19 protein-coding genes are annotated in these 25603 nt (G+C 46.2%); 8 read left to right on the forward strand and 11 right to left on the reverse strand.

Features of this window, described 5'->3' with window-relative positions:
- Positions 1 to 26: 26 nt before the first annotated feature.
- The 3 genes from AC6I8U_RS16990 to AC6I8U_RS17000 are packed head-to-tail and all read right to left on the reverse strand — an operon-like array spanning position 27 to position 3936.
- Complete coding sequence (locus tag AC6I8U_RS16990) at positions 27 to 1181, reverse strand: acyl-CoA dehydrogenase family protein (RefSeq protein WP_498019669.1); 1155 nt, start codon at positions 1179 to 1181, stop codon at positions 27 to 29.
- Between the two features lie 33 nt (positions 1182 to 1214).
- Positions 1215 to 2708, reverse strand: a complete 1494-nt coding sequence (locus tag AC6I8U_RS16995) for a CoA-acylating methylmalonate-semialdehyde dehydrogenase (protein ID WP_498019012.1) — start codon at positions 2706 to 2708, stop codon at positions 1215 to 1217.
- Between the two features lie 22 nt (positions 2709 to 2730).
- Positions 2731 to 3936, reverse strand: a complete 1206-nt coding sequence (locus AC6I8U_RS17000) for an acetyl-CoA C-acyltransferase (RefSeq protein WP_498019013.1) — start codon at positions 3934 to 3936, stop codon at positions 2731 to 2733.
- Positions 3937 to 4114: 178 nt separating this feature from the next.
- Here AC6I8U_RS17000 and AC6I8U_RS17005 point away from each other — a divergent pair, with 178 nt between their 5' ends.
- The 5 genes from AC6I8U_RS17005 to AC6I8U_RS17025 all read left to right on the forward strand — a co-directional run bounded on the left by AC6I8U_RS17005 (position 4115) and on the right by AC6I8U_RS17025 (position 9067).
- On the forward strand, positions 4115 to 4483 hold the full coding sequence (locus AC6I8U_RS17005; protein WP_252014805.1) for a MerR family transcriptional regulator: 369 nt from the start codon (positions 4115 to 4117) through the stop codon (positions 4481 to 4483).
- Positions 4484 to 4550: 67 nt separating this feature from the next.
- The gene (locus AC6I8U_RS17010) at positions 4551 to 5720 is read left to right on the forward strand and encodes an isovaleryl-CoA dehydrogenase (protein ID WP_498019014.1); all 1170 of its coding nucleotides are present in this window, start codon (positions 4551 to 4553) and stop codon (positions 5718 to 5720) included.
- A gap of 9 nt (positions 5721 to 5729) precedes the next feature.
- Positions 5730 to 7334 (forward strand): carboxyl transferase domain-containing protein, encoded by a 1605-nt coding sequence (locus tag AC6I8U_RS17015; RefSeq protein ID WP_498019015.1) that lies wholly within the window; start codon positions 5730 to 5732, stop codon positions 7332 to 7334.
- A gap of 9 nt (positions 7335 to 7343) precedes the next feature.
- Positions 7344 to 8132 (forward strand): enoyl-CoA hydratase-related protein, encoded by a 789-nt coding sequence (locus tag AC6I8U_RS17020; protein WP_498019016.1) that lies wholly within the window; start codon positions 7344 to 7346, stop codon positions 8130 to 8132.
- Between the two features lie 2 nt (positions 8133 to 8134).
- Positions 8135 to 9067: a hydroxymethylglutaryl-CoA lyase gene (locus tag AC6I8U_RS17025; protein ID WP_498019017.1), complete on the forward strand. Its 933-nt coding sequence runs from the start codon at positions 8135 to 8137 to the stop codon at positions 9065 to 9067.
- A gap of 8 nt (positions 9068 to 9075) precedes the next feature.
- Here AC6I8U_RS17025 and AC6I8U_RS17030 read toward each other — a convergent pair whose 3' ends face one another.
- The 5 genes from AC6I8U_RS17030 to AC6I8U_RS17050 all read right to left on the reverse strand — a co-directional run bounded on the left by AC6I8U_RS17030 (position 9076) and on the right by AC6I8U_RS17050 (position 14271).
- Complete coding sequence (locus tag AC6I8U_RS17030; protein ID WP_498019018.1) at positions 9076 to 9426, reverse strand: DUF3147 family protein; 351 nt, start codon at positions 9424 to 9426, stop codon at positions 9076 to 9078.
- 43 nt (positions 9427 to 9469) lie between these two features.
- A complete protein-coding gene (locus AC6I8U_RS17035; RefSeq protein WP_498019019.1) occupies positions 9470 to 9748 on the reverse strand; it encodes a putative quinol monooxygenase in 279 nt (92 codons plus the stop codon).
- 81 nt (positions 9749 to 9829) lie between these two features.
- The gene (locus AC6I8U_RS17040; protein ID WP_498019020.1) at positions 9830 to 10693 is read right to left on the reverse strand and encodes a diguanylate cyclase domain-containing protein; all 864 of its coding nucleotides are present in this window, start codon (positions 10691 to 10693) and stop codon (positions 9830 to 9832) included.
- Positions 10694 to 10902: 209 nt separating this feature from the next.
- Complete coding sequence (locus tag AC6I8U_RS17045) at positions 10903 to 12096, reverse strand: acetate/propionate family kinase (RefSeq protein ID WP_252014813.1); 1194 nt, start codon at positions 12094 to 12096, stop codon at positions 10903 to 10905.
- A gap of 279 nt (positions 12097 to 12375) precedes the next feature.
- On the reverse strand, positions 12376 to 14271 hold the full coding sequence (locus tag AC6I8U_RS17050) for a DEAD/DEAH box helicase (RefSeq protein WP_498019021.1): 1896 nt from the start codon (positions 14269 to 14271) through the stop codon (positions 12376 to 12378).
- A gap of 432 nt (positions 14272 to 14703) precedes the next feature.
- Here AC6I8U_RS17050 and rnb point away from each other — a divergent pair, with 432 nt between their 5' ends.
- Positions 14704 to 16719, forward strand: a complete 2016-nt coding sequence (rnb, locus tag AC6I8U_RS17055) for an exoribonuclease II (protein WP_498019022.1) — start codon at positions 14704 to 14706, stop codon at positions 16717 to 16719.
- Positions 16720 to 16790: 71 nt separating this feature from the next.
- Here rnb and AC6I8U_RS17060 read toward each other — a convergent pair whose 3' ends face one another.
- Entirely contained in the window at positions 16791 to 17138 is a 348-nt protein-coding gene (locus tag AC6I8U_RS17060) for a DUF3024 domain-containing protein (protein WP_042470331.1), read from the reverse strand.
- 179 nt (positions 17139 to 17317) lie between these two features.
- Here AC6I8U_RS17060 and AC6I8U_RS17065 point away from each other — a divergent pair, with 179 nt between their 5' ends.
- Complete coding sequence (locus AC6I8U_RS17065; protein ID WP_128649045.1) at positions 17318 to 18133, forward strand: phosphate ABC transporter substrate-binding protein; 816 nt, start codon at positions 17318 to 17320, stop codon at positions 18131 to 18133.
- Between the two features lie 198 nt (positions 18134 to 18331).
- Complete coding sequence (locus AC6I8U_RS17070) at positions 18332 to 18652, forward strand: heavy metal-binding domain-containing protein (RefSeq protein ID WP_042470328.1); 321 nt, start codon at positions 18332 to 18334, stop codon at positions 18650 to 18652.
- An 87-nt stretch (positions 18653 to 18739) separates the two neighbouring features.
- On the opposite strand, the gene pulA is transcribed toward AC6I8U_RS17070, so the two are convergent.
- Both pulA and AC6I8U_RS17080 read right to left on the reverse strand, forming a co-directional pair.
- Positions 18740 to 22747, reverse strand: a complete 4008-nt coding sequence (gene pulA / locus AC6I8U_RS17075; RefSeq protein ID WP_498019023.1) for a pullulanase-type alpha-1,6-glucosidase — start codon at positions 22745 to 22747, stop codon at positions 18740 to 18742.
- A gap of 412 nt (positions 22748 to 23159) precedes the next feature.
- The gene (locus AC6I8U_RS17080) at positions 23160 to 25469 is read right to left on the reverse strand and encodes a CLIPPER-2 domain-containing protein (RefSeq protein ID WP_498019024.1); all 2310 of its coding nucleotides are present in this window, start codon (positions 25467 to 25469) and stop codon (positions 23160 to 23162) included.
- Between the last annotated feature and the right edge of the window lie 134 nt (positions 25470 to 25603).

Consider the following 25603-nt stretch of genomic DNA (forward strand, 5'->3'; position numbering starts at 1 on the left):
CTTATCCGCTCATTTTGAAGGTAGCACTATTCGATCGGGTAACTGTTATTTAGCAATCGCCTTGCAATGATGAGGCGCATGATTTCGTTGGTCCCCTCAAGGATCTGATGAACACGAACATCGCGGAAGTGACGCTCTAACGAATATTCCTTGATGTAGCCATATCCACCAAAAAGCTGAAGTACACCGTCACATACCTTAAAACCAACGTCGGTCGCGTAGCGTTTCGCCATCGCGCAATATGTCGTGGCATCTGCATGCCCAGCGTCGAGCTTGAACGCTGCCAAGCGTACCATTTGCCTCGCGGCGACCAACTCAGTAGCTAGATCGGCCAACTTAAATTGCAATGCTTGAAAGCTCGCTAAAGGTTGACCGAATTGCTTTCTTTCTTGAAGATATTGAGTCGCCTGGTTTAGCGCGTGTTGGGCAGTCCCAACAGAACAAGTAGCGATGTTTATGCGCCCACCATCCAACCCTTTCATGGCAAAAGTAAAGCCCTCACCTTCACGACCTAACAACTGATTAACTGGGACTTTAACGTTCTCAAAAGTAATGGCTCTAGTGGGTTGGCTATTCCAGCCCATCTTTGGTTCTTTACGGCCGAAGCTGATTCCTTCGGAATCTGCATCCAGTACGAATGCAGAAATCCCTTTTGCGCCGACCTCTCCGGTTCTCGCCATCACGACCAACACTTCAGTATCTCCCGCACCAGAGATAAAAGTTTTAGCACCATTGAGCACGTAATAGTCGCCCTCAAGACTCGCATTTGTAGTGAGTGACGCTGCATCTGAGCCAGCATTAGGCTCGGTTAAACAGTATGAGCCGAGCCATTCTCCAGAGATAAGCTTAGGTACAAATCGCTGCCGAGCGGCATCGTCTGCAAAGCTGGCGACCATCCACGTCACCATGTTGTGAATCGTCATGAAAGCTGTCGTCGATGTGCAGCCCATACTTAACTGCTCAAAAACGATGGAAGCATCTAACCGACTTAACCCCAGCCCACCTTGCTCTTCCGGCGTATAGAGACTAAGAAAACCGATATCACCCGCTTGTCTAAGAACGTCTTTGGGGAAGTGGCATTCTTCATCCCACTTTGCAGCATTTGGAAGTAGGCTCTCTGTTGCGAACTGACTCGCCGTGTCCGCAAAGGCTCGCTGGTCTTCGTTAAGTTCAAAATCCATCATTTACCCCCATTTGAGAAGCTCACCCGTTTTTCAACGAAGCTGAATCGTTAAATTAGGCCCATCTGACACATCTTCTTCAAACCATTTTGCTGTGACGGTTTTGGTCTCAGTATAAAAACGAACGGCTTGTTTACCGTAGGCATGAAGGTCGCCGTAAAAACTGCCGCGCCAGCCTGTAAATGAAAAAAATGGTAGAGGAACCGGGATCGGAACATTGATCCCTACCTGACCCACGAGCACCTGATGTTGATATTTGCGTGCAGCTCCACCACTCGCTGTAAAGATGGACGTGCCATTGCCGTATGGATTGGCGTTTACCAAAGCAATTGCCTCCTCCAAGCTGTCCACCTCTACACACACCAATACTGGTCCGAATATCTCTTCTTTATAAATCGCCATTTCTGGTGTCACCCCTTTGAACAAGGTTGGAGAGACCCAGTTTCCGTTCGGAAAATCTTTGACAGTACTGCTGGAACCATCTAGCAGGCATTGCGCTCCCTCTGACTTCCCTTTTTCAATCAGATCCAACACACGTTGTTTCGCTTGTTTACTGATTAGTGGCCCATAAGCGGCTGAGGCATCATTCCATGCGCCAGGGTGGATCGCCTTCATTGCATCACTAAGTTCATCAATCCACTCATTTGCGCTACCGACAAACACCGCAACAGAAATAGCCATGCAACGCTGCCCCGCTGCGCCCACCGACGAACCCACCAATTGGTTAATCACCTGCTCTTTATTTGCATCAGGCATGATCACCATATGGTTTTTCGCGCCCCCAAAGGCTTGTACTCGCTTGTGATTTGCCGTTCCCGTTTGATATATGTATTGAGCGGTGGGCACTGAACCAACAAATGAAACCGCGCAAATGTTTGGATGAGTTAGCAAGTAGTCAACCTGCGGCTTCGACCCATGAATAACCTGCAAAATACCTTTTGGCGCACCCGCTTGATGGAATAGCTCAGCGAGTTTCACTGCGGTATAAGGAACTTGCTCTGAAGGCTTAAGAACAAAGGCATTGCCTGCTGCTATGGCAATCGGGAACATCCAAAGCGGTATCATGGCTGGAAAATTAAATGGAGTAATACCACAGCACACACCAAGTGGCTGAATGAGCGAATAGCTATCGATATCGGTCGCCACATTCTCAACGGTTTCACCCATCATATTTGAGGCTATGTTTGCTGCTTGCTCTACCACCTCGATACCGCGCCACACATCGCCTTTGGCATCTGCCAGGGTCTTGCCTGTTTCTTTGGAGAGCACTGCTGCGATATCGTCGTGGTGCTCTTTAAGTAAGTGCTGATAACGAAGCATTAAACGAGCACGCTCTGACACTGCCACCTCACGCCACACTCTTTGAGCCAAAACGGCTTGCTGAATGGCGGCTTCCATCTCATCAATTGGCGTCAGAGGCACCATTCCAATAACATCGTTTGTACTCGGGTCAGTGACGTCAAGCCATTCTGTCGCATTAGAGACGATGGCTTGCCCATCAATAAAATTTCTAACGTTGTTGGTCATGAGTAAGTCCTCATAATGTCCGTTAAATATTCGGTACTTCGATGGCGACCGCGGTTGCCTCACCGCCACCAATACACAAAGTGGCAATTCCTTTGAGCGGTTTATCTGATTTGAGCGCTCTTTCTCTCAGCGCATGTATGAGCGTCACTAGAATTCGTGCGCCACTCGCACCTATTGGGTGCCCTAACGCACAAGCACCACCTTTAACATTGACCCTTTCTGAGTCGAGTTCTAGCTGGTCAATTGCTATTTGAGTGACAACAGCAAAGGCTTCGTTGATCTCCCAAAGATCAACATCGTTTCGATTCCACTGGAGCTGTTTGAGTAGCTTTTGAATGGCATCAAGGGGTGCCAGTGTAAACTCTGAAGGTCTTCTTGCAGCCGTTACCTGTGCCTTAACGACAGCGAGCGGCGCGAGTCCCAAGTCGAGGGCTTTTACTTTGCTTATCAGCACCAATGCCGCAGCCCCGTCGGAAATAGCACTGGAGTTTGCGGCTGTGATAGTACCGCTGCTATCAAAAGCAGGTTTTAGCGACGGGATTTTGCTGACTCGAATTGAACTGGGTAGCTCATCATTTGATATAAAAGTGTTGTTATCTAATTGGATCTTCGCAATTTCTTGTGAAAACGAGGCATTTTCAATGGCACTTTTCGCTCTCATTGCTGAGCGTGCCGCCCATTCATCCATTTGTTCACGGCTATAGCCGAGAGCATCGGCAGTTCTCTGACCGTAAACGCCCATTAGCTCGCCTTCATAGGCATCTTGCAGCCCGTCTAGAAACATATGATCGTAAGTCGTTTTGTGCCCAATGCGCATGCCATTTCGTCCTTGCGGTAATAAGTATGGCGCATTGGTCATACTCTCCATCCCACCCGCTACCGCACACGCAGCTTCCCCTATCCGAATCTGAGTGGTCACCATCATCACAGCTTTCATCCCCGACCCACACACTTTGTTGACGGTTGTGCAAGGCGTGTTGAGATTGAGATTGGCGTTCAGCGCAGCTTGTCTGGCCGGAGCTTGACCAACGCCTGCAGTCAGCACGCAGCCCATTACGACCTCATCAACGACGTCTACGTCTAGCCCAGATTCTTTCAACGCCGCGCTCATTGCGATGCCTCCTAAATCCGTCGCACTAAATGAAGCAAGCTCGCCCTGAAATTTTCCCATCGGCGTTCGCTTCGCTGCAACTACCCAGACTTCGTTGTCTTCAACATGCTTATCCATCACCTTGCTTCCTCACTCACTTCATTGTTAATGATTAGCTTGACGTTTACGTAAGCATAGCACTAACATTTACGTAAACGTAAAGAAACAAGTTGCTAACTTGTCAATTTATCTTTACTCAATACAGCAGTGGTAGAGTGAAGACTGACCTGAGCCCAGTAAATCGGAGAGCAGTACCGTGGAAACCTATAAGATCAGCGAACTCGCAAAAGAATTTGATATCACGACAAGAAGCATTCGTTTTTATGAAGATGAAGGTCTGATCCAACCGGACCGAAGCGGCAGTATGCGTCTCTACAATCGACGCGACAAAATACGCCTTAAACTCATACTGCGAGGAAAACGCCTAGGTTTCTCGCTCGCAGAGATCAGGGAATTGTTCGAGCTTTATGATACTCATCAAGAAGGTGACCAACTCACCAAAATGTTGAAGATCATTGACGAGAAAGAAGCCGTTCTCAAAAGACAGCTCGATGACATTAATACACTACTGGAAGACTTGACCGTTGCGCGAAAACGCTGCGAAGCCGCATTAGCAAAAGAGTAGAACGCTCAGCGCACCTTTGCGCAACATGGGTTTGTGACTAGGTCAATGTCCAGTATGAGGAGGAATTATGCTCGCTCAGTATCGCCCCATGGACTTTGGCTTAGATGAATCCATCAACCTACTTCGTGAACACGTGAGCGGGTTTGCGAACGAATGTATCGCGCCTCTCGCCGCTCAAATCGATGAGCAAAATGCTTTTCCAAATGAATTGTGGTCACAACTAGGAGACATGGGCTTACTTGGCGTTACCGTCGCTGAACAGTATGGCGGCGCAGATATGGGCTACCTTGCTCACGTCGTTGCCTTGGAAGAAATCAGCCGAGCTTCCGCCTCCGTCGCTCTCTCTTATGGCGCGCACTCAAACCTTTGTGTCAATCAAATATACAGAAATGGCAATTCACAGCAACGTGAAAAATACCTGCCAAAGCTCATTGATGGGTCGCACGTTGGCGCGCTCGCAATGAGTGAAGCAAATGCTGGTTCAGATGTGGTGAGTATGCAGTTAAGAGCCGAGCGCCACGAAGACCACTTTTTACTTAACGGCTGCAAAATGTGGATCACTAATGGTCCCGATGCCGATGTGCTAGTTGTCTATGCCAAAACCGATCCGAACGCTGCGCAACACGGTATTACTGCTTTTATCATCGAGAAGCAGTTTGATGGATTCAGCCATGCTCAAAAACTCGACAAACTTGGCATGCGGGGTTCAAACACTAGTGAACTGGTATTCCAAGACTGCAAGGTACCGATTGAGAATGTGTTAGGTGAAGTAAACCACGGCGTCGAGGTATTAATGAGCGGTCTTGACTACGAACGCGTCGTTCTAGCTGCTGGTCCCGTCGGCATTATGCAAGCCTGCCTTGATCTCGTCGTCCCTTATGTTCATGAACGCAAACAGTTTGGACGCGCCATTGGTGAGTTCCAGCTAGTTCAAGCCAAGCTTGCTGATATGTATACCCGTTGCAACGCTGCTCGATCTTATCTGTATGCGGTTGCTAACGCTTGCGATAGAGGCAAGGTAACCCGCAAAGATTCTGCAGGCGTCATTCTGTATACCGCTGAACTAGCAACGCAAATGGCGCTCGATGCGATTCAACTACTCGGCGGTAACGGTTATATCAACGAATATCCAGCAGGTCGACTATTGAGAGACGCTAAACTCTATGAAATTGGCGCAGGAACCTCAGAAATTCGTCGGATGCTGATAGGTCGAGAGCTGTTTGACGAGTCGCGTTAAGGAGAGGCTATGCCACAAATTATCACCAAAATTAAGCCTGATTCAGAGCTTTTTAAAGATAATACAGCAGCGATGGAGAGCCTAGTCTCAAAGCTGGAAAATAATCTCTCCCAAATTAAGCAAGGCGGTGGAGATAAGGCGATTGAGCGTCAACGCAAGAAAGGCAAATTGCCAGTGCGAGAACGCATTGCAGCACTCATTGACAAGGGCTCGGAGTTTCTTGAGATCGCCCAATTTGCCGCTTGGGAAGTCTACGATGAGTCAGTACCTTGCGCTGGGGTTGTTGCGGGCATCGGCCATGTATCGGGCGTAAGGTGCATGATTGTCGCGAATGACCCAGCGGTTAAAGGCGGGACTTACTATCCTTTAACCGTAAAAAAGCACTTAAGAGCACAGGAAATCGCAGCGAAATGTTACCTACCCTGCATCTACTTGGTAGATTCAGGTGGCGCTAACCTGCCACATCAAGCAGAAGTGTTTCCTGATAAAGAGCATTTCGGGCGGATCTTTTTCAATCAAGCTCGCATGTCTGCAAAGGGTATCCCGCAGATCGCCGTCGTTCTGGGTTTGTGTACTGCTGGTGGAGCCTATGTACCCGCCATGGCTGATGTGTCAATTATGGTGAAGCAGCAAAGCACGATTTTTTTGGCTGGGCCACCACTAGTCAAAGCTGCGACAGGGGAAGAAGTGACAGATGAGGAGCTTGGTGGTGCTGATGTTCACTGCAAAAAGTCAGGTGTCGCGGACTATTATGCTGATTCAGAAAGTCATGCCATTGAACTTGCTCGTGAAGCTCTCTCCAACACAAACCAGTCCTTAGTTGAAGCTACAACAGCCTCGTTCCTTCCTCCAAAATACTCCATCACAGACATCTATGGCATCGTCAACCGCGATTTGAGACTCTCATTTGATGTCCGAGAGGTGATAGCCCGATTAGTAGACGGTTCTGATTTCGATGAGTTTAAAGCACTCTATGGCTCAACCCTGGTATGTGGCTTCGCTCGAATTGAAGGTCAGCTAATTGGTATCGTCGCCAACAACGGCATCCTATTCTCTGAGTCTGCTCAAAAGGGGGCACACTTTATCGAGTTATGTGCCAAGCGTAAGGTTCCCCTGCTCTTCTTACAAAACATCACCGGATTCATGGTCGGAAAACAGTACGAAGAAGGCGGCATTGCTAAGCACGGAGCCAAACTTGTCATGGCCGTTTCATGTGCAGACGTCCCTAAGTTTACTGTGATCATCGGAGGTTCCTATGGTGCGGGAAACTATGGGATGTGCGGCCGAGCGTATGACCCAACCATGATGTGGATGTGGCCCAATGCTCGTATATCGGTAATGGGTGGGATACAAGCCGCTAATGTCCTCACTCAGGTGAAACATGATGTGAAAAAGCGTCAGGGTGAAGAATGGGAGCCTGCTCAAGCAGAAGCTTACAAACTAAGTATTGTTGAGCGCTACGAGCGAGAAGGTAGCCCCTACTACGCGAGTGCGCGGCTCTGGGATGATGGAATCATCGACCCTAAAACAACACGCAGCGTGTTGAGTCAAGCTCTCAAAGCCTCGCTCAATGCACCTATACCCGACAGTGAGTTTGGTATCTTTCGAATGTAGGGGAAAGCTATGAGTGACCATATACGTCTTGATATCACCGCGTCTGGTGTCGCTACCATTACTTTGAATCGCCCTGACAAACGAAATGCGTTCAGCAGCAAAACGATCAGTGAACTCATAGCCGCGCTAGATTCTCTTTCCAACCAACGAAATGTCCGGTGTTTGATCGTGCAAGGAGAAGGCAAACACTTCTCTGCTGGTGCTGATTTAGCATGGATGAAATCAATGGCTAATAACAGTCGTGAAGAGAACGTCCAAGACGCCAAGCGGCTTGCGCTACTATTATCGTCGCTGGATAACATGCCAATGCCAACAATCGCCGTCGTTCAAGGTTGCGCCTTTGGAGGAGCGTTGGGTCTACTATGCTGCTGTGATATCGTCATTGGCGAAGAGTCCAGTCTTTGCTGCTTTAGCGAAGTAAAGATTGGTCTGATACCCGCTACTATAGCCCCCTATGTCGTTCGAGCTATTGGAACTCGCTCGGCAAGACGATACTTGCTGACCGCTGAGACAATCTCTGGAAAACAAGCACTTGAACTAGGTCTCTTTCATGAACTGACACAGGACGGCGATTCTGAATTTGTTGCGGCGGACATGGCCAAACAAATCCTTTCCTCTAGTCCGTCTGCCATCCGAAACACAAAATCATTAATTAAAAAATGCCATTTTCATATCGAAGATCCTCTCATCAATCACACCGCAGAGCTTATCGCAGACGCAAGAGTCTCTGAAGATGGGCAGCATGGACTGCAATCGTTCTTCTCAAAAACAACGCCAGAGTGGGTTTGGAAGGAATAACAATGATTAGAAACGATGACTATTCAACACGCTTGCACAAGCTTCTACCAAAACATGTCAACATCGTTGAAGTTGGCGCGAGAGACGGGCTGCAGAATGAAAAAATGGTGCCTCTCGACGTTAAAGTCGCCTTAATTGATAAACTCTCCCAAACTGGTCTCTGTTACATCGAAACAGGCGCGTTTGTTTCTCCAAAACGTATTCCCCAAATGGCGGATTCCGCTGAAGTCTTTGAGGCGATTAACAGAAAGCCGTATATTACCTATTCTGCCCTAACTCCGAACTTAAGAGGTTTAGAAGATGCCATTCAGGCGGGCGCTGACGAAGTTGCCGTATTTACTTCTGCATCCGAAACGTTCAGTCAGAATAATATTCACTGCTCCATCAACGAAAGCCTAAAGCGCTTCGAGCCCGTTATCGCTCTCGCGGCATCTGAAAATATTAGAGTTCGAGGGTACCTCTCATGCGTCGCCGATTGCCCGTACGAAGGTCCAACTCAGCCCGCTCAAGTAGCGTCTATAGCAAAGGCAATGAGTGATCTCGGGTGCTATCAGGTATCGTTGGGCGACACGATTGGGACAGGAACACCTTTAAGAATTGCTCGAATGATTGAGTCGGTGTCCCATTTATTGCCAACCCTCAACCTTGCCGTGCATTTCCACGATACCTACGGCCAAGCCCTCGCCAACATTTTTCAAGCTTTACAAATGGGTATCAACACCATAGATAGCAGTGTGGCTGGACTCGGAGGCTGTCCTTATGCACCTGGCGCCAGCGGTAATGTAGCGACAGAGGATGTTCTGTATCTATGTGAGGGTTTGGGTATCAATACCGGTGTTAATTTAGAGGAAGTAGTTAGAACAGCCCACTATGTCGCTGAGACTTTGCGCAAAGCACCAAATTCAAAGGTGGCACGCTCTCAAATGCCATCTTGACGCTTCCATCAAATCAGTTCGATACCCATACCTTTCGCTATATAGACAACGACAAAGAAGCACCCTATCGACACTAATGCCCCGACACCCAGGGACCACCAAAAAGAATAACGACTCAGCAGGAGTGGAAAGAGAAGAAACATTGGCAACGTCGGCAATACATACCAAAAGGTGTAGTAAGCATGATTTGCTAGCTTTTGCTGACCTTGCCCTTCTACATACATCCAGATTAAAGCAAGAATGGTCACCACAGGTAGTGCTGCAATTAGAGCACCAAGCTTATCACTTCGCTTTGCTACTTCAGAGATCAAGACTACTACGCCAGCTGTGAGCAGGTATTTGGTGATAATCCATAACATATTCCCTCCTCTCTCTACCGACGAATAAAGCCCTTAAATATACTTAACTATAAACAACCTCGTAGAAGCGCTTAACATTCACAGTAGCTTTTCCCCAATGTGATTTAGCAACACGAACTTGATGAAACTCGAAAGCGGCTGTATCAACAAACTCTTCATAAACATCGAATCGACCAGAAATATCATCATGTGGGGTGACTTTGAAAACTATGCAACCCGACTCTTTGCGAGTGAGTAAAATGTGCTCATTCAGAGCTTCAGTTACAACGCTAATTTCATCGTTCGGTACTTCTATGTAACCGGTTAGTATAACTTTAGACATGATTATTCCATTCAACCACTAAATAATTGATATAATGACAAATAAAACATGACTTGATGGAAAACTCAACCAATCGCTTTGTCAGCCTTGACGCCTAAGGTACCGTTTTTTGCAGTACATCGCAGTATCGGCGATGGCAATTGTTTTACTCAGGGAGATGGATTGTTCGTTGATAGGAACCACTCCAACACTCACACTTACTTTAGTTGAACAACTGCTCGGTGAAATCACTTTGAATGACTCTAAGTTTCTGACCATTTCAGTAAGGAGCTTTTGATCCCGTACACCTGACAACAGAGTAATAAACTCATCCCCTCCTAAACGGATATGAGTACCTAGATCATTCGTCGCTGAACGTAAATGTCGCGCAAAATGAATCAGTACCTGATCGCCAAACTGATGACCAAATTCATCATTTAACTGCTTGAATTCATTTATATCGAAGTAGAGCATATAGCTGTAAAAGCTGGGGCTAAAGATGTGCTCAACAATACTTAGATAGTTGCGGTTGTACAGTCCGGTTAATGCATCACAATACGCCAGCGTATAAAGATCATTTAAACTTCGCTTGTCACTCGCATAGTTAACCCGTGAGACAAGTACTTTTTGCAGGTTCACTTTATCGAAGTAAAGTTTCATCTTGAGCTCTGCATTGAGTATGTCACCATTTTTCTTTAAATAGGTCTTATCAATTGATATCTCGTCAATGACCTGATCAACCAATGCTACTCTAGCAAGCTTGTTTAGACCCAGGCTATCAGGGTGCGTTATGACGACATTTGAAGAGAAAATTTCGTTCTGACTGTAACCCAACACAGTAGCGTAGGAGTTATCAACATAAAGTAACTTACCTTGTAAATCACTGACAATTATCGGTGAGATATTAGCCGTAACTAATCTTTTAATCGTGTGTCGCTCAGCATGGTTCGCGCTTTCTCGGATCATCAGAGGTTCCTTCCTCCTTTTTGACTGTTTTATAACTAAGTAAAATAGGTGAATAAATATTAGTCAAACGGCTTAAAAAGGATGGCATGCGGGTAAGCTGCTAAGTTGTTATTTTTTGGTGATTTATGATTTAGTGTTGAGTTAAAACAAAAAAACCCGGAGTCAGGCACTCCGGGTCGAGGGTCAATAGATATTGGGGTATCTAATGATTAAAGCAGTTCAACAGATTGTTGAGCGATAACGAATTCTTCGTTAGTTGGGATAACCATAGCAACCGCGTCTAGCAGTTCAGATTTACCGATGATGCCTGCGTTACCGAAGCGCGCATCTTCGTTACCTTTCGCATCTTCAACGAAACCTAGTAGTTTAAGGTTGCTTAGGATTTCACGACGAATGTCTAGAGAGTTCTCACCAATGCCGCCAGTGAAGATTACTGCATCTAGGCTAGACAGTGGAATCATGTAAGAACCAATGTACTTAGCTACGCGGTATGTAAATACCTCGAACGCTAGTTTAGCGCCCTCGTGGCCCTCTTCCATCGCTTCTAGGATGCCACGTGCGTCTGACGTTAGACCAGATACACCTAGGAAACCAGATTTCTTGTTAAGCGTTTCGAATACTTTCTCTTGGCTCCAGCCTTTTTTCATCAAGAACTCAATGATACCTGGGTCAAGGTCACCAGAGCGTGTGCCCATCATAAGACCAGCTAGCGGAGTAAAGCCCATTGACGTATCAACACTTTCGCCGTTGCTGATAGCACATACTGATGCGCCGTTACCTAGGTGAACAGAGATAAAGCTCGATTCTTCAACCGGTTTGTTCAGCATTTTCGCCGCTTCACGGCTTACAAAGTAGTGGCTTGTGCCGTGGAAACCGTAACGACGGATACCGTACTCTTTGTAAAGCTCGTTAGAGATTGCGCCAGTGAATGCTTTCTCAGGCATAGTTTGGTGGAATGCAGTGTCGAACACAGCAAACTGAGGAAGAGAAGGAAACGCTTCCATCGCAGCTCGGATACCGATAGCACCTGCAGGGTTATGTAGTGGAGCAAGATCCGCAAGTTTTTCGATTTCCGCCGTCACTTCTTCGTTAATGCGTACAGTCTTAGTGAATTTCTCACCACCGTGAACGATACGGTGACCAACAGCTACGATGTTCTCTTGCAGACCTAGTTCATCAGTCAGACCTACTAGCTTGCTGATAGCAATTTTGTGGTGGCTGTCATCGCCTTCGATAGCGATTTCAGTTTTTTCACCATTGAATTTCCAGCTCATACGAGACTCAGGAAGGCCAAAGCACTCGCCAAGACCAGAAAGTACTGCTTCACCATTTTGTGAATCAATCACGGCAAACTTCAAAGATGAGCTACCAGAGTTGATTACGAGAACAAACGAATTAGACATGGGGGGATTTATCCTGTTATTGAGCATTGATGGAAGTCGACTTCCAAACATTAGTAGTATTATTCAATATTTTTTGAATGTTTCAACTTTCTTTTAAGAATTCGATTGTATCAAAATGATATTTATTGATGATGATCAACATATTATTTAATTCACGATTTGAATTTAATCGATTGCATCCCTTGATTATAGTAGCTTCGCAGACAGGTTGCATATTCATCATACAAAAAAGCCGAGCTTACGCTCGGCTTTCAACTATTTTTGAGTGCTCAACTATTTTTAAGCTTCATCACGACGGTTGCGTGAGAATGAACGCTCGCCACGGTGGCTACCACGGTGATCGCCACCACGGTTACGATCAAAACGACGCTCACCATCACGACCACGGCCACGACCGCCTTCACGGTTACCATCACGGTTGCCACGGTAGCCACCGCCATCGCGATTACCACGGTAGCCGCCACCATCGCGACGACCGCCGTCACGACGACCACGAGGCTCACGGAAGTCGTTGAAATCAACCACTACCGCACCCGCTTCTTTTTGGCGGATACGTAGTTTCTGTAGCTTACCAGCAACGTCTGAAGTCATTGCTTTTGGAAGCTGAACGTAAGTTGATTCACGGTCTAGCTTGATAGCACCGATAGAACCTTTAGTTAGGCCTAGTTCGTTTGCTAGTGCGCCAACGATGTCTTTAACCTGAACACCCTGCTCGCGACCAACTTGTAGTTGGTACGTATCCCAGTCTTGAGTGTTGAAGTTACGACCGCCATCACGACCACCGTCGCGATCGCGGTTTTCACGGCGCTCTTTGCGACGCTGCTTGTCACGCTCGATAGCAGCGATCATTGGGTCTTCACCAATGTAGAACAGTGGACGTTTACCCTGTTGGCGCTTAAGAAGGATTGCCGCAAGTGTTGCTGCGTCAATCTCTAGAGTTTCTTGTAGCTTCTCAACAAGCTCAGCAAACTTGTCTAGTGACTTGTGCTCAGTTTCTTGAGCGAGTTCTTCACCAAGTTTAACTAGGCGAGCTTCTGCAACCTTGTCACGTAGAGGAAGTTGGATTTCTTCCATTGAAGACTTAGTTACGCGCTCGATAGTGCGAAGCATACGGATTTGGTTAGTGCGAACTAGAAGGATCGCTTTACCTTTACGTCCAGCACGACCAGTACGGCCGATACGGTGGATGTAAGACTCAACATCGAATGGGATGTCGTAGTTGAATACGTGCGTAATACGTGGAACGTCTAGACCACGTGCAACAACGTCAGTCGCAACTAGGATGTCGATAACACCTTGTTTGATGTGATCAACAGTACGCTCACGTAGAGACTGAGGAATGTCACCGTGCAGTGCCGCTGCTTTGAAGCCGCGTGCTGATAGCCAGTCTGCAAGACGCTCAGTATCTTGACGAGTACGTACGAATACGATTGACGCGTCAGTTTCTTCTGTTTCAAGAAGACGAGACATTGCTTCGTCTTTCTCAACGCCTTTAACAACCCAGAACTGCTGCTCTACTTTGTCAACTGTGTGGTTTTTACCAGCAACGTCGATGTACTCTGGCTCACGAAGGAAACGGTCAACGATCTTCTTAAGCATTGGAGGCATAGTTGCAGAGAAAAGTACGCGCTGTGCTGTTTCTGGGGCGTGCTCCATGATCTCTGTTACGTCGTCAACAAAGCCCATGTTTAGCATTTCATCAGCTTCATCAAGAACAAACGTGTGTACTTCGTCTAGGTGTAGACGGTCGCGGTTGATAAGGTCTTGAACACGGCCAGGAGTACCAACAACAATGTGAGCACCAGATTTAAGTGCACGCATTTGATCAACGATAGATGCACCACCGTAGATTTCTAGAACTTTAAGACCAGCAACGTTTTTACCAAGGTTCTTAACTTCAGCTGCAACCTGAATCGCTAGTTCGCGAGTTGGGGCAAGAACGATAGCCTGTGGCTTACGTTGACCAAGGTCTAGCTTGTTAAGTAGAGGAAGAGAGAAGGCAGCTGTTTTACCAGTACCAGTTTGTGCTTTACCTAGCGCGTCTTTACCTTCTAGAAGGTAAGGAATAGCTGCAGCTTGGATAGGCGTTGGAGAAACAAAACCCATTCCGTCAAGAGCAGAAAGGATAGCGTCGTTCAGCGCTAAATCGCTAAACTGGATAGTAGAATCTGTCATTGGGATCCCATTCTTAGATTAATAACTAGGTCCCACGAGCTCTACCAATTCCAAACTGATCCAGATTGTCTCTAAAAACAATCGATTAAGAGCTGATTCCATTCAGATGCGGATAAGTAACAAATCGCATCAAGCCGCTAGGGACGTAAACAAGGAGGCGGATTATTCCCTAAAAGCACAAAAAAAGCTAGAAAAAATTGAAATACATCACAATTTTCTCCTCAATGACAAAAATCTGTATAAACCATAGTCAAACTGACACATTTCTCGGTTAGAAAACAAACATTCATGCTTTTAGGGACTTAGCAACTTAACTATTGCTGCGACTGTCCTGTCTCGATTTACTTCAACTTGTGTGTGACGCCATATCAATCCAATGGTAGAATCCACCGCAATAATCGCTTCTCTCAAGCAAAGGTATATAAACGCTACATGTTTCAAGACAATCCGTTACTCGCTCAACTTAAGCAGCAAATTCAAGAAAACCTTCCTAAAAAAGAAGGGACCATCAAAGCGACTGAGAAAGGTTTTGGTTTCCTAGAAGTGGACGCTAAAAATAGTTTCTTTATTCCGCCTCCGTACATGAAGAAGTGTATGCATGGCGATAAAGTTGTCGCGATCATTCGTACGGAAAAAGAGCGTGAAGTAGCAGAACCTCAAGAGCTTGTAGAGCAAGGCGTAACCCGCTTTATTGGTCGCGTTAAGTTGTTTAAAGGCAAACTGAACGTTACACCCGATCATCCGCAACTAAAGAAGCTGACGTTGAAAGCTAAGACCATCAAAGGTCTTAAGTCAGACGAGCTAAAAGAAGGCGACTGGGTTGTTGCTCAGCTTATTCGACACCCTCTTAAAGGCGACAATGGTTTCTTTGTTGAAATCACTGAGAAGATCACTGATGCTGATGACAAGATTGCTCCTTGGTGGGTAACCCTGGCGCAAAACGATTTGCCAAACACTGAGCCAGAAGGTCTTGATACTTGGGAAATTAAAGATGACGCAGCACTAGAGCGCATTGACCTAACTGACATGCCTTTCGTCACTATCGATGGTGAATCCACCAAAGATATGGACGATGCACTGTATGCGAAAAAGAAAGAAGATGGCCAGTTCGAACTTACGATTGCTATCGCTGACCCAACTGCATACATCACTCCAGAAGATAGTATGGATAAAGTAGCGCGCGAGCGTGGCTTTACTATCTACCTGCCTGGTCGAAACATTCCGATGTTACCTCGCGACCTTGCTGATGACCTTTGCTCTCTCATTGAGAATGAAGTACGCCCAGCAATCTGCTGCCAAGTGACCGTTGATGCCGATGGTGTTATTGCTGATGACATCAAATTCTTCGCTGCCAACATCAAGTCACATGCTCGTTTAGCGTATGACCATGTGTCGGATTGGCTTGAAACAGGCAGTTGTGAAAAATGGCAACCGACAGAAGAGATCGCCAAAGTTGTGACTGACCTGAGCGAGTTTGCCAAAGCACGAGCCAATTGGCGTGAAACTCACGCAGTTGTATTCCCAGATCGTCCAGACTATCGTTTTGAACTGAGTGAAGACAACGACGTCGTCGCTATTCACGCGGATATGCGCCGCACAGCTAACCGCCTAGTGGAAGAGTCGATGATCACGGCTAATATCTGTGCGGGTCGCGCAATTAGCAAAGCATTTGGCTACGGCGTGTTCAACACCCACCTAGGCTTTAAAGCTGACAAATTAAAAGACGTGGTTGAACTTGTAAACCAAGATAAGGAAGAAGCGACGTATACCGCTGAATCTCTATCGACACTCGAAGGCTTTGCAGCGCTTCGTCGCGACCTTGGTGCGCTTGAGTCAAGCTACCTAGACAACCGTATTCGCAAGTACCAAGCCTACAGCGAAATCAGCAACCAGCCTGATGCGCACTTCGCGATGGGACTGGATGTTTACGCGACTTGGACCTCTCCGATTCGTAAATACGGCGACATGGTTAACCATCGTCTTCTCAAAGCATTGATTCTTGGTAATGAACCAATTCAGAAGCCAGATGATGCGCTAGGCGAAGAGCTCGCGATTCACCGTAAGCACCACAAGATCGCTGAAAGAACAGTCGGTGATTGGCTGTACGCTCGTACTCTTGAAAACGAACCAAAAGCTGGAACAGAGTTCACTGCTGAGATCTTCGACATCAACCGTGCAGGCATGCGTGCTCGTCTTCTAGAAAATGGCGCTGGTGTGTTTATCCCTAACCCGCTAATCGTTGCCAACAAAGAGCGTATCGAAAGCAACAACGAAACAGGCACAGTGTCTATCGATAAAGAAGTGGTTTATCGCTTAGGTGACACACTAAAAGTCGTACTTTCAGATGTAAACCAAGAGACGCGTAGCCTAGTTGCTAAACCTGTTGAAGTATTTGCTGAGTTACCTGCTGAGGTAGAGACGGCGACAGCGACCGAAGAACAGAAGTAATTCTCCATTCGCAAAAATGGGAGCCTAGGCTCCCATTTTTTGTATCTTCTAATACATAACCCTCAAACGCTTTACCAAAAGTAAGCTTTCGGGTCTTTTTCGATTTCTCGCATAACGGCAGTGAGATCTGAGCTTTTGCCAAGAAACGGATAAGGTATCCAGGTTTCGCCGTCTTCTTCATCGGGAACAAACACTAACCAATTCTGATCATTTGGATCCAGTTCGACTTTGGCTACTGCACTGGTGTAACTCGAAGAAGTGGAATCAAGCAGATAGTGTGCTTTAGAAAATACTACGCCCTGCTCTAGCATTTCAAATAGAGACTTTCCGAGTTCAACGGGCATACTGCGATTACGGTTACTGCAAACAATCTCCGCACACCGCTCTAAACGGCACTGTGACATTTGAATAAGCGTCATACACCACACCTCTAGTTAGATACATTTAATATAACTGCTTTTTGGGCAGTTTGTTAGCGTTGCATAGTCCAAAAGAATGTTTTTGGGAGCCAGCCCAACAGCGAGTTTTGCCAATTCACAAAAGTGTCACACTAACGAAATATGATGTGGCAAATTCTTACTTTATTTGGAGTTTTCCTATGCTTCGCATCGCGCTAGCCACCCTACTCTCTATTACCAGCATTGCCCATGTTCAAGCGGAAGAAGTGAACGTTTCAGGTTCAACGTCTGTTGCGCGAGTGATGGATGTTTTAGCAGAGCAATACAACAACCAAAACTCAAACACATTCGTTGCAGTGCAAGGCGTGGGTTCAACCGCAGGCATCACTCTTCTAGAAAAAGGCGCGACCGATATTGGCATGAGCAGCCGCTATCTCACAGTCCAAGAAAATAATGAGTCTCTAGAAGTCTTTCCAATCGCCTATGATGGTCTTGCGGTTGTCGTTAACCTTGCAAACCCAGTTCAAAACGTAACTCGTGAGCAGCTGTTCAATATCTATAAAGGTAAGATCTCCAACTGGAAGCAACTTGGTGGTCCAGATCAAAAGATCGCAGTAGTAACTCGTGAAGCCTCATCAGGTACGCGCGCTAGTTTTGAAAACCTACTCGGTCTAACTCGCGTTATTAACGACAGAACCGTTTCGGATATTAACCCAACCAACTTGGTCGTTAACAGCAACAGCATGGTAAAAACCATAGTGAACCACAACCCACACGCGATTGGCTTTATTTCTGAAGGTTCAGTTGACCGCTCAGTTAAAGCGATTCAGTTCGAAGGCATTGACGCTTCAACCAAAAATATCTCGGAAGGCAAATACAAACTGGCTCGCCCATTCTTGTTGCTGCACAAGAAAGACGATATCGATGACGATGCAGATAAGTTCATCAAATATGTTCTTTCAGCCGAAGGGCAGATGTTGATCGAAGAGTACGGTTACACCCCAGTTAAGAAATAATCTTTGAGAAGGAGAGCGTTGCTCTCCTTCTCTATATCTCATGTCCCCTAACCCCACCTCTAGAAAACACTTCACAAGACACTGTGATGCACCCTTTGATTCCATAATTGATACTTTTATCTAATCCAACCAAGCTGCTATGGTGAATAACACACCATCTCTTTCTTCATTAAGGAACTCTTCATTAAGGAACAAAGCATGATAGTAACAACAACACAAACCGTTGAAGGAAAAAGAATTGTTAACTACAAAGGCGTGATTGCCGGCGAAGCAATATTAGGCGCTAACGTCTTTAAAGATATGTTTGCGGGACTGCGAGACATCGTCGGGGGTCGCTCTGGTACTTATGAGCGTGAGCTACAAAGAGCGCGTGAGATTGCTTTGAAAGAACTCGAGCAAAAAGCCAGCGACATGGGCGCGAACGCGGTTGTTGGCGTGGATCTCGATTATGAAGTACTGGGTACTGGGAATGGTATGTTGATGGTATCGGCGAGTGGTACCGCGGTGGTAGTCGACTAACATCAATCGCCTAGCTCCAATTAAATACCGGCACAATGAGAAAAGGCAGCGAATGTTCGCTGCCTTTTTATTTAAGTTACAAAAACCTTATAGCTGTGTAACGGTAAGCACTGGTGCGCTCTTGTCAGCAAAGTTAACCTCGAAGCGGTAATCACCTGCGCTCGGGATTGCAATGCCTAAGTTCTTAGTTGCTGGACCAACACCAAGTGTTAGTGGTGTACCGAACTCAACTGAAACACCTTCCGCATCCGGTGCAAAGATAGTTGCATCTGACCAACCAGAATCTGCCACTTTCATGTTGAAGTTACCCGCACTCAAAGCTACTTCAAGCGCGTACACGTCGTTAGCTACATAAGTGAACTTAGCAGAATCAATCGCAGCCCAACCAGAATCAGTGACATCGCCACGTAGGTATAGTGCTGTATCACCCCAAGTTGGCGCATCTGGTGCTGCAACAACGGAAACAACTGGTTTGTCTGCTGTATCGTTTTGCATGTAAGACGCATCAAGAGTGAACGTGTACTTGCCTGCTGTTTCAACGGATAGCTTGCAGTTACCTTCTGTACCAAGGTCGATAGAGCCGCTCGCTTGCTCAGCCCAGTTACATCCGATGTTCGTGCCGTCAGACCAGTCTGCATCCGCGAACTTGAACTCATGATTACCTGCATCCAAACCAACTGTTAGGCTGTAGATGCCGTTACCAACGAAGCTCATCTTGAATTCATCAATTGCAGGCCAGCTATCACCCGTTAAGCTACCACGTACGTAAAGGTCTGTTTCACCGTAAGGAGGTAGGTTTGACACGTCTTTATTAGACATATCAACCGGTAGACCAGCACCTTGTGCGCCGTTTTGTGGCAGAACAAAAACTGCTGTTGTTAGTGCTGGAACAGTGAACGTGCTATCCGCAAACTCTGCCGTCTTCACGATATCATCAGCAGAAGCTTTCTGAACATCGTGCAGAACAAACCCTGCAGTATCTTCGATAGTGAAGTCTTGAGTTGTAGCCGTTGAGTTAATCACAACCACAATCGCATCGTACTTGCTATCTAAATCAGCACCAGCGCTTGTACCATCATCAATCGTCATCACAATCAGACCTTGAGTTTGGTCTGCGCCAACGTTACGGAAGTCTACGCGGTTCTTAACTTCAGCTGCAGTCGCAAGACGGAACAGCTCGCTATCGTTACGGATAGTAAGTAGCTCCATGAACTGCTGTTTAGACAGCTCGATATCGTCTGCATCTGGCTTAGCTGTCGAATCTGCGATGATCTCTTTGATCAAGTTCCAGTTTGAACCGTCTTTGTCTTCTCGAGGTAGACCAACGTTCCAGTTGTTGTCTGTACCGTCGAAACGAACGCGGTTATACCAGTCACCAGAATCGTAAGAGTCACGTTGCATTGACTTAGAACGAAGTAGCTCAGAGCCCATGTGGATGAACGGAATACCTTGGCCCATCATCACAGTAGACAGAGAGACCGTTTGCATACGCGCACGCTCTGCAGACGATGTACCTGACGCAATCTTATAGGCATTGTTATCCCAAAGCGTTTGGTTATCGTGCTTAGAAACGTAAGAGATGTTCTCTGAAGGTTGCTCTGTGTACCCAGCAGGTGCACCATTGTAGTCTACGTTCTTACCTAGCTTAGTCTCACCTTGTGAGTCAAGCAGTACATAAGTCGCTAGGTTACCTGCCATACCCAGACGAACTAGGTCTTGGTTATGAAGCATCGCCTTAGTTGTTGCAGCAGAGTCTTCAACCTCATCGTTCATGTAAGCAGCGTTACCAAAGCCTTGGTTGTACTTAAGTGAACGGCGACCATCTGTGTCTTCGCCACCGTCGAACGGGCTACCGCCACGAACCGCATCACGTAGACGATCCGAGAATGTACCGATACCTGTGCCAGCCATCGCGATTTGGGTCGCTTGCTCGAAACGAGCGTGGTTTGCAACTTCACCGAAGTCCCAACCTTCGCCGTAGAAGATAGTATCAGGATCAATCTTCTTAACTTCTGCTAGTGCTTCTACCATTAGGTCTTTAGGTTGGTGGCCCATCAAGTCAAAGCGGAAACCGTCAACGTTATAATCGTTAGCCCACACTTTTAGTGAGTCGACCATAAGTTTACCCATCATTAGGTTTTCAGTTGCTGTGTTATCACAGCATGTAGACATTTCTACGTCACCCGTGTTGATGTTTAGACGGTGGTAGTATCCTGGGACAATCTTATCCAGTACCGACTTATCATTTACGCCCGATGCATTAGTGTGGTTGTACACCACATCCATAACGAACTTAAGTCCCATGTCATGAGTCGCTTGAACCATTTCACGGAATTCTTTGATACGCGCAGAACCGTCAGCATCACTTGCATAGCTACCTTCAGGCACTGTGTAGTGGAACGGGTCATAACCCCAGTTGAAGCTATCAAGCATACGAAGGTCATTCATCAGCGCCTGAGCATCACCAGTTGAGCTATCAAAGCCTTCAAGCACGGATTCAATGGTGTCACCCATGTTGCCCGTCGCACAAATAGCGGCGTCTGACTTAGCCTCACATAGGTCACCTACTGTATCTGTGATATCTACGCGGTTTACTTCATCGACAGTCGCAATATCAAATGCTGGCAGCACGTGCAGAGTTGTCATACCTGCGTCTTTTAACGCTTGTAAGTGTTTCACTGATTCACGCTCTGACTCAGTAAACGCAAGGTATTTGCCGTTGTTTGCAGTAGTACCGTTAGTGTCGCTAAAGCTGAAGTCACGAATGTGTGACTCGTAAAGTACATGGTCAATATCTTTCGTTGTTGGACTAGTAAAGGCAGCGCCCCAGTTTTGAGGAGCTAGATCAGGATCATCAAGATCAACAACATGGGAGTACAGAGAGTTTGCAGATACACTCAAAGAATACGGGTCAGTAACTAGACGCTCTTCGACCTTACCCGTCGTTGGATGATAAACCGTCACTTTATAGCGGTAGAACTTACCAACCGCACCAGAAACTGGATCACTAGACCAAACACCATTGTCAGTGTTTTCATTCATAGTAATCGTTTCTTCTAGACCTTTTGCGTCATCATAGATTTCAAGAGATACAGACTGGGCCGTTGGTGCCCAAAGTTTGAAGGTTGCCGAGCTGCCTTCAACGATAGCACCTAGCTCTTCAGACATTGCGTCACCCGCTTCTTCTGAAGCGTAGACAGAGTCTAATACACCCGCTGACTGAACTTCAGTTGCAGAGATGATTTCGTCGTTAGCGTTGTACGCAACAAGAACAATTTGTCCTTTGAGAAGGTCGTGAACCTCAGCCGCAGTAAAGTTATTCGTTACAGCTTTAAGGCTTGCTAGGTGTCTGAAGCGCTCTTTCTGCGAATCATTTAGATCGCCACCAATGGATAGTTCAAGCTTTTCACCACCAGAGATGTTTTTGTCTTCATCAAGTTCAATGCCACCCGTTTTGCTGTGGTAAAGCGCTACTTTGCTCGCAGAACCTGCTGATTCCCAAGCAATAGTATCTGCATCAATCCAGTGTGCAGAACGACCATCAATCACTACCGGGCGCTCTTCAATAGGTGCGTAATAAAGTTTGCTGCTGCCATGGAAGCCGAAGATACCTTTGTTTTCATCTAAGTTGCGAAGTTCAACTTTAAGGTTGTTGCCACCAAACGCCTTTTCGTCACCTTTATGCAGAATGAAGTTCATACACTCATGAGGATCTGACGCATTTGGGTTAACTTTAAGTACGTAATAAGCACCATAAGTATCACTGATACCAGAGTGTGCGTATGGGCTATCCCATGATGTGCCGCCAGATCCAATGCTCATCGCTTCTAAATCCGTACTCTCACACCCTTCGCCATTCCAAAGGTGCAAGCCCCAGCCATCATATGTCCCGCCAGATTGCGCAGCTACATCACGTTTGTAGTAGATTACAACTTCGTTTTCACCCGCCTGATATAGACCTTCAATATTACCCGTGTTTCCGCCAGCATCCGTACCAGAATCACTACTCGAGTTACAACCTGCTAATACAGCTGCTGAGAGCAGAGGTATTAGGGTTTTAGCAACCACTGTCATGTTTAGTTTTTTATTGTCCACTTTCTAAACCTTTTGTTATAGAGGGAAAAGAGGCGTCTTACATCAAAGACTTGACCTGTCTCTATCCTAAAAAAGGTCCTACCGAACAAAATGTGAAAAATGTTACTAAAGTTTTTGAAATTGATGAAATAACCTTTTCATTGAACACAATTCACACTACTGGACGTAAAAAACCCTACAAAGTGCAATCAAGCGCACAACATTTAGACTGACCAGCCCGAGGCGTAGTTGAGGGGGTGGAGATAGGTAGGCGTAGAAATCAGCCTCCAATGAGATAGATAGCTCGCATTTTAAGGCACACTTAATACGCATCGTAAAATAAGAGTTCAATGATTCGCTTGACGATTTTCCAAACTAGACATAAAAAGCGAGAAAAAGCGTACATCGCCAATGGCAATGTACGCTCATATTTTTATTCCTGAGTCACGAGTTGAACGGATACATTTCCGCTAACCGTATTATCTTGGTCATCTTTAACACTAACAACGACTGCATCTCCAGCGTTGGCATTAAAGTTAACCGCGGTTACGTCATCAAGACCTGCTTCGAAGTCCACGACAAAGGCACACAAGTAAGTGTCGTTACCAGAACCGGCATACTCGATATCTTTATTGAGTTCACATGCTGGATAGAACACTTCGTTATAGGTGCCTCCTACATTTCGGAAAGTGAAACCGTCATCGACCATATCATCCTCTAGCACGTTCTGGCTAAACAATGTGAGACCAGACAACTTGACGTTTTCGATGCTGGTATTCTTGATCTGCAAGACCACAACGATTCTTGGCGCGAACGCGAGCTCAAGAGTTGGCATCACGTCGGTAAAGTTGACCGTTTCAGTCGCTACAGCCATAACCATCTGACCATCAGCGTCGACACCTTTGACATTCGCGATATTCACATGACTATCACCTGCACTGCCCTGTAGATCACGGGAGATTACACAAGAGAGCATTTCTCCTGGATCTGCCACATACTCGCTTAACTTAGTTGAACCGCCTACTAAACATTCATCGACTAGCTCACCAAATTTATCATCTAACAACGAACTAAATGTCACAGTGTCAACACCAGAGCTATTCACAGTAATGGTGAAGGTGTAATCAATAGCTCGAACAACGGAAGGATCGTCTCCAGTTTCTGGTACAGAATTCGGTGTCGCCTGTTTAGTTAACGAAATACTAGAAGGAACATCAAGTATCGCAACAGCATGTGTATTACTGCTACTTGCAGTGTCACCCTCATTGTCAGAGATCGTAATGCTAGCCTCATTCACAATGGCTGCATCACCAAAGTTGCCGGTAAGATTGGTGGTATAAGTACAAACAACTTGTTCACCAGCATTCAGCGTACCTCCTGTGGTACAAGTTCCGGTACCACTCGAGATATCAAACAAATTATCGCTGAGCGAATCAATAGACACTGGTGAGTCAAAATAAGACGACGTATTCGTAATGGTAACAGTATAAGTTACTGGCCCACCAGGCTCTGTTACCGCAGCTACATCACCAACTTTAACGAGGTTAACACTTGGCATAACATTAGTGATGGTAACGTCAATAGGCGAACTACAATTACTTCCAGCCCCAGAACTCAGCCAGGTAGGACATGTCGACCCATCGCCAACTGGTTCATTATTTTTGTCAGCTAAACCAACATTAACAACATCTCGATAAACCTCAGTTTTAGTCGTGTTATCTAGATCGATGTCTTTGACATACACAGAAAATGCACAGCTAAACGTTGCTGAAGGCACTACTTCGGTCGATTGTGTGTGACATGTATTCGCTACAAGGTAAACGCCATCTGGATCAGACTGCGTGGGCGTTGATACTGGTGGTAAGAGTAGATTTACCGAGTAATCCGCCGGCGCACTACTTACTGGAACAACAGAGACTTCGTCAATGAGCGAAGTAACAAACAGTGATGAAGCGGTACTTGGATTAGTAAAGCTGACCGTATAGTCGAATTTGCCACCGGGTTCTGAAACACTGGTTGCTGATACCACCTGTTTGTTAATTGCCGGTGGATTAGGTCTAATGAATAGATCAATATTGAACGTGTCACAGTTACATTTGGATTTTGTGTTAGGGATTTGACCGGAGGAGAAGTTACTGTCGTCGACGGTACAGTTGTTTCTTTCAATATTGTCCCAGGCAGCACAGTATGAGAAATCTGCACGACCATCGTCATCATTATCGACACAGAGCATGTTTATACGTTCATTGACTAGCACGTACTGGTCGCCTGTGTTGGTTTTGATAATGTCCCCACATTCGTCGCCATCAATATTAACATCTTGATCGGCTCCACTATCCCCTGGTTTAGGCAATATTAGACTACAGTTTTCCGCTCCCCCTTGAACAACTTGGGGTGATTCTGGCGTGAGTGGAAGATAAAAAGTGGTATCGTAACGCTCTTTTGCATTGGTTCTAATGGTAACATCTGCATCAAAGCTAACGATTTGGCCGGGCGTACATTCGCTGATTCCCACTGGTACAACATTGGTAATTTCAACGTCGTTAGCGGTACAGTTCAATTGGTTTTGGGGTAAGGAGTTTCCTGGTTTGAGAAGATAGGCATCTGCCATACATCGGCGTTCATAATCATCGCCAAAATCCCAACCAGCGGCTTGTGTGTGAGATGGACTGGCATATAAGAACATACCAAGTGCGATAACTGCCCCATGCCGAGGCAGGTGCTGCAATAGACTGTTATTCATCGTTCTGTCCTTCTGAGCAAAAGAATACGCATACTGCTAAGTGCGCTTTAAGAGACAGAGGCCAGTCAGCATAGTTTATGCCAATGGTTAACTTACTAATTTTGAAGCGATTATTTTATTAGGAAGATTGACCG

The organism is Vibrio sp. KUL80, assembly GCF_059725495.1.

Excerpts from the sequence above, each read along its gene's own strand:
- AC6I8U_RS17015 (WP_498019015.1), top strand. The coding sequence starts at position 5,730 with ATGCCACAAATTATCACCAAAATTAAGCCTGATTCAGAGCTTTTTAAA.
- AC6I8U_RS17020 (WP_498019016.1), top strand. The coding sequence starts at position 7,344 with ATGAGTGACCATATACGTCTTGATATCACCGCGTCTGGTGTCGCTACC.
- AC6I8U_RS17025 (WP_498019017.1), top strand. The coding sequence starts at position 8,135 with ATGATTAGAAACGATGACTATTCAACACGCTTGCACAAGCTTCTACCA.
- rnb (WP_498019022.1), top strand. The coding sequence starts at position 14,704 with ATGTTTCAAGACAATCCGTTACTCGCTCAACTTAAGCAGCAAATTCAA.
- AC6I8U_RS17045 (WP_252014813.1), bottom strand. The coding sequence starts at position 12,096 with ATGTCTAATTCGTTTGTTCTCGTAATCAACTCTGGTAGCTCATCTTTG.
- AC6I8U_RS17035 (WP_498019019.1), bottom strand. The coding sequence starts at position 9,748 with ATGTCTAAAGTTATACTAACCGGTTACATAGAAGTACCGAACGATGAA.
- AC6I8U_RS17060 (WP_042470331.1), bottom strand. The coding sequence starts at position 17,138 with ATGACGCTTATTCAAATGTCACAGTGCCGTTTAGAGCGGTGTGCGGAG.
- AC6I8U_RS17040 (WP_498019020.1), bottom strand. The coding sequence starts at position 10,693 with ATGATCCGAGAAAGCGCGAACCATGCTGAGCGACACACGATTAAAAGA.
- AC6I8U_RS17000 (WP_498019013.1), bottom strand. The coding sequence starts at position 3,936 with ATGGATAAGCATGTTGAAGACAACGAAGTCTGGGTAGTTGCAGCGAAG.
- AC6I8U_RS17080 (WP_498019024.1), bottom strand. The coding sequence starts at position 25,469 with ATGAATAACAGTCTATTGCAGCACCTGCCTCGGCATGGGGCAGTTATC.
- AC6I8U_RS17065 (WP_128649045.1), top strand. The coding sequence starts at position 17,318 with ATGCTTCGCATCGCGCTAGCCACCCTACTCTCTATTACCAGCATTGCC.
- AC6I8U_RS17030 (WP_498019018.1), bottom strand. The coding sequence starts at position 9,426 with ATGTTATGGATTATCACCAAATACCTGCTCACAGCTGGCGTAGTAGTC.
- AC6I8U_RS17050 (WP_498019021.1), bottom strand. The coding sequence starts at position 14,271 with ATGACAGATTCTACTATCCAGTTTAGCGATTTAGCGCTGAACGACGCT.
- AC6I8U_RS16990 (WP_498019669.1), bottom strand. The coding sequence starts at position 1,181 with ATGGATTTTGAACTTAACGAAGACCAGCGAGCCTTTGCGGACACGGCG.
- AC6I8U_RS16995 (WP_498019012.1), bottom strand. The coding sequence starts at position 2,708 with ATGACCAACAACGTTAGAAATTTTATTGATGGGCAAGCCATCGTCTCT.
- AC6I8U_RS17070 (WP_042470328.1), top strand. The coding sequence starts at position 18,332 with ATGATAGTAACAACAACACAAACCGTTGAAGGAAAAAGAATTGTTAAC.
- AC6I8U_RS17010 (WP_498019014.1), top strand. The coding sequence starts at position 4,551 with ATGCTCGCTCAGTATCGCCCCATGGACTTTGGCTTAGATGAATCCATC.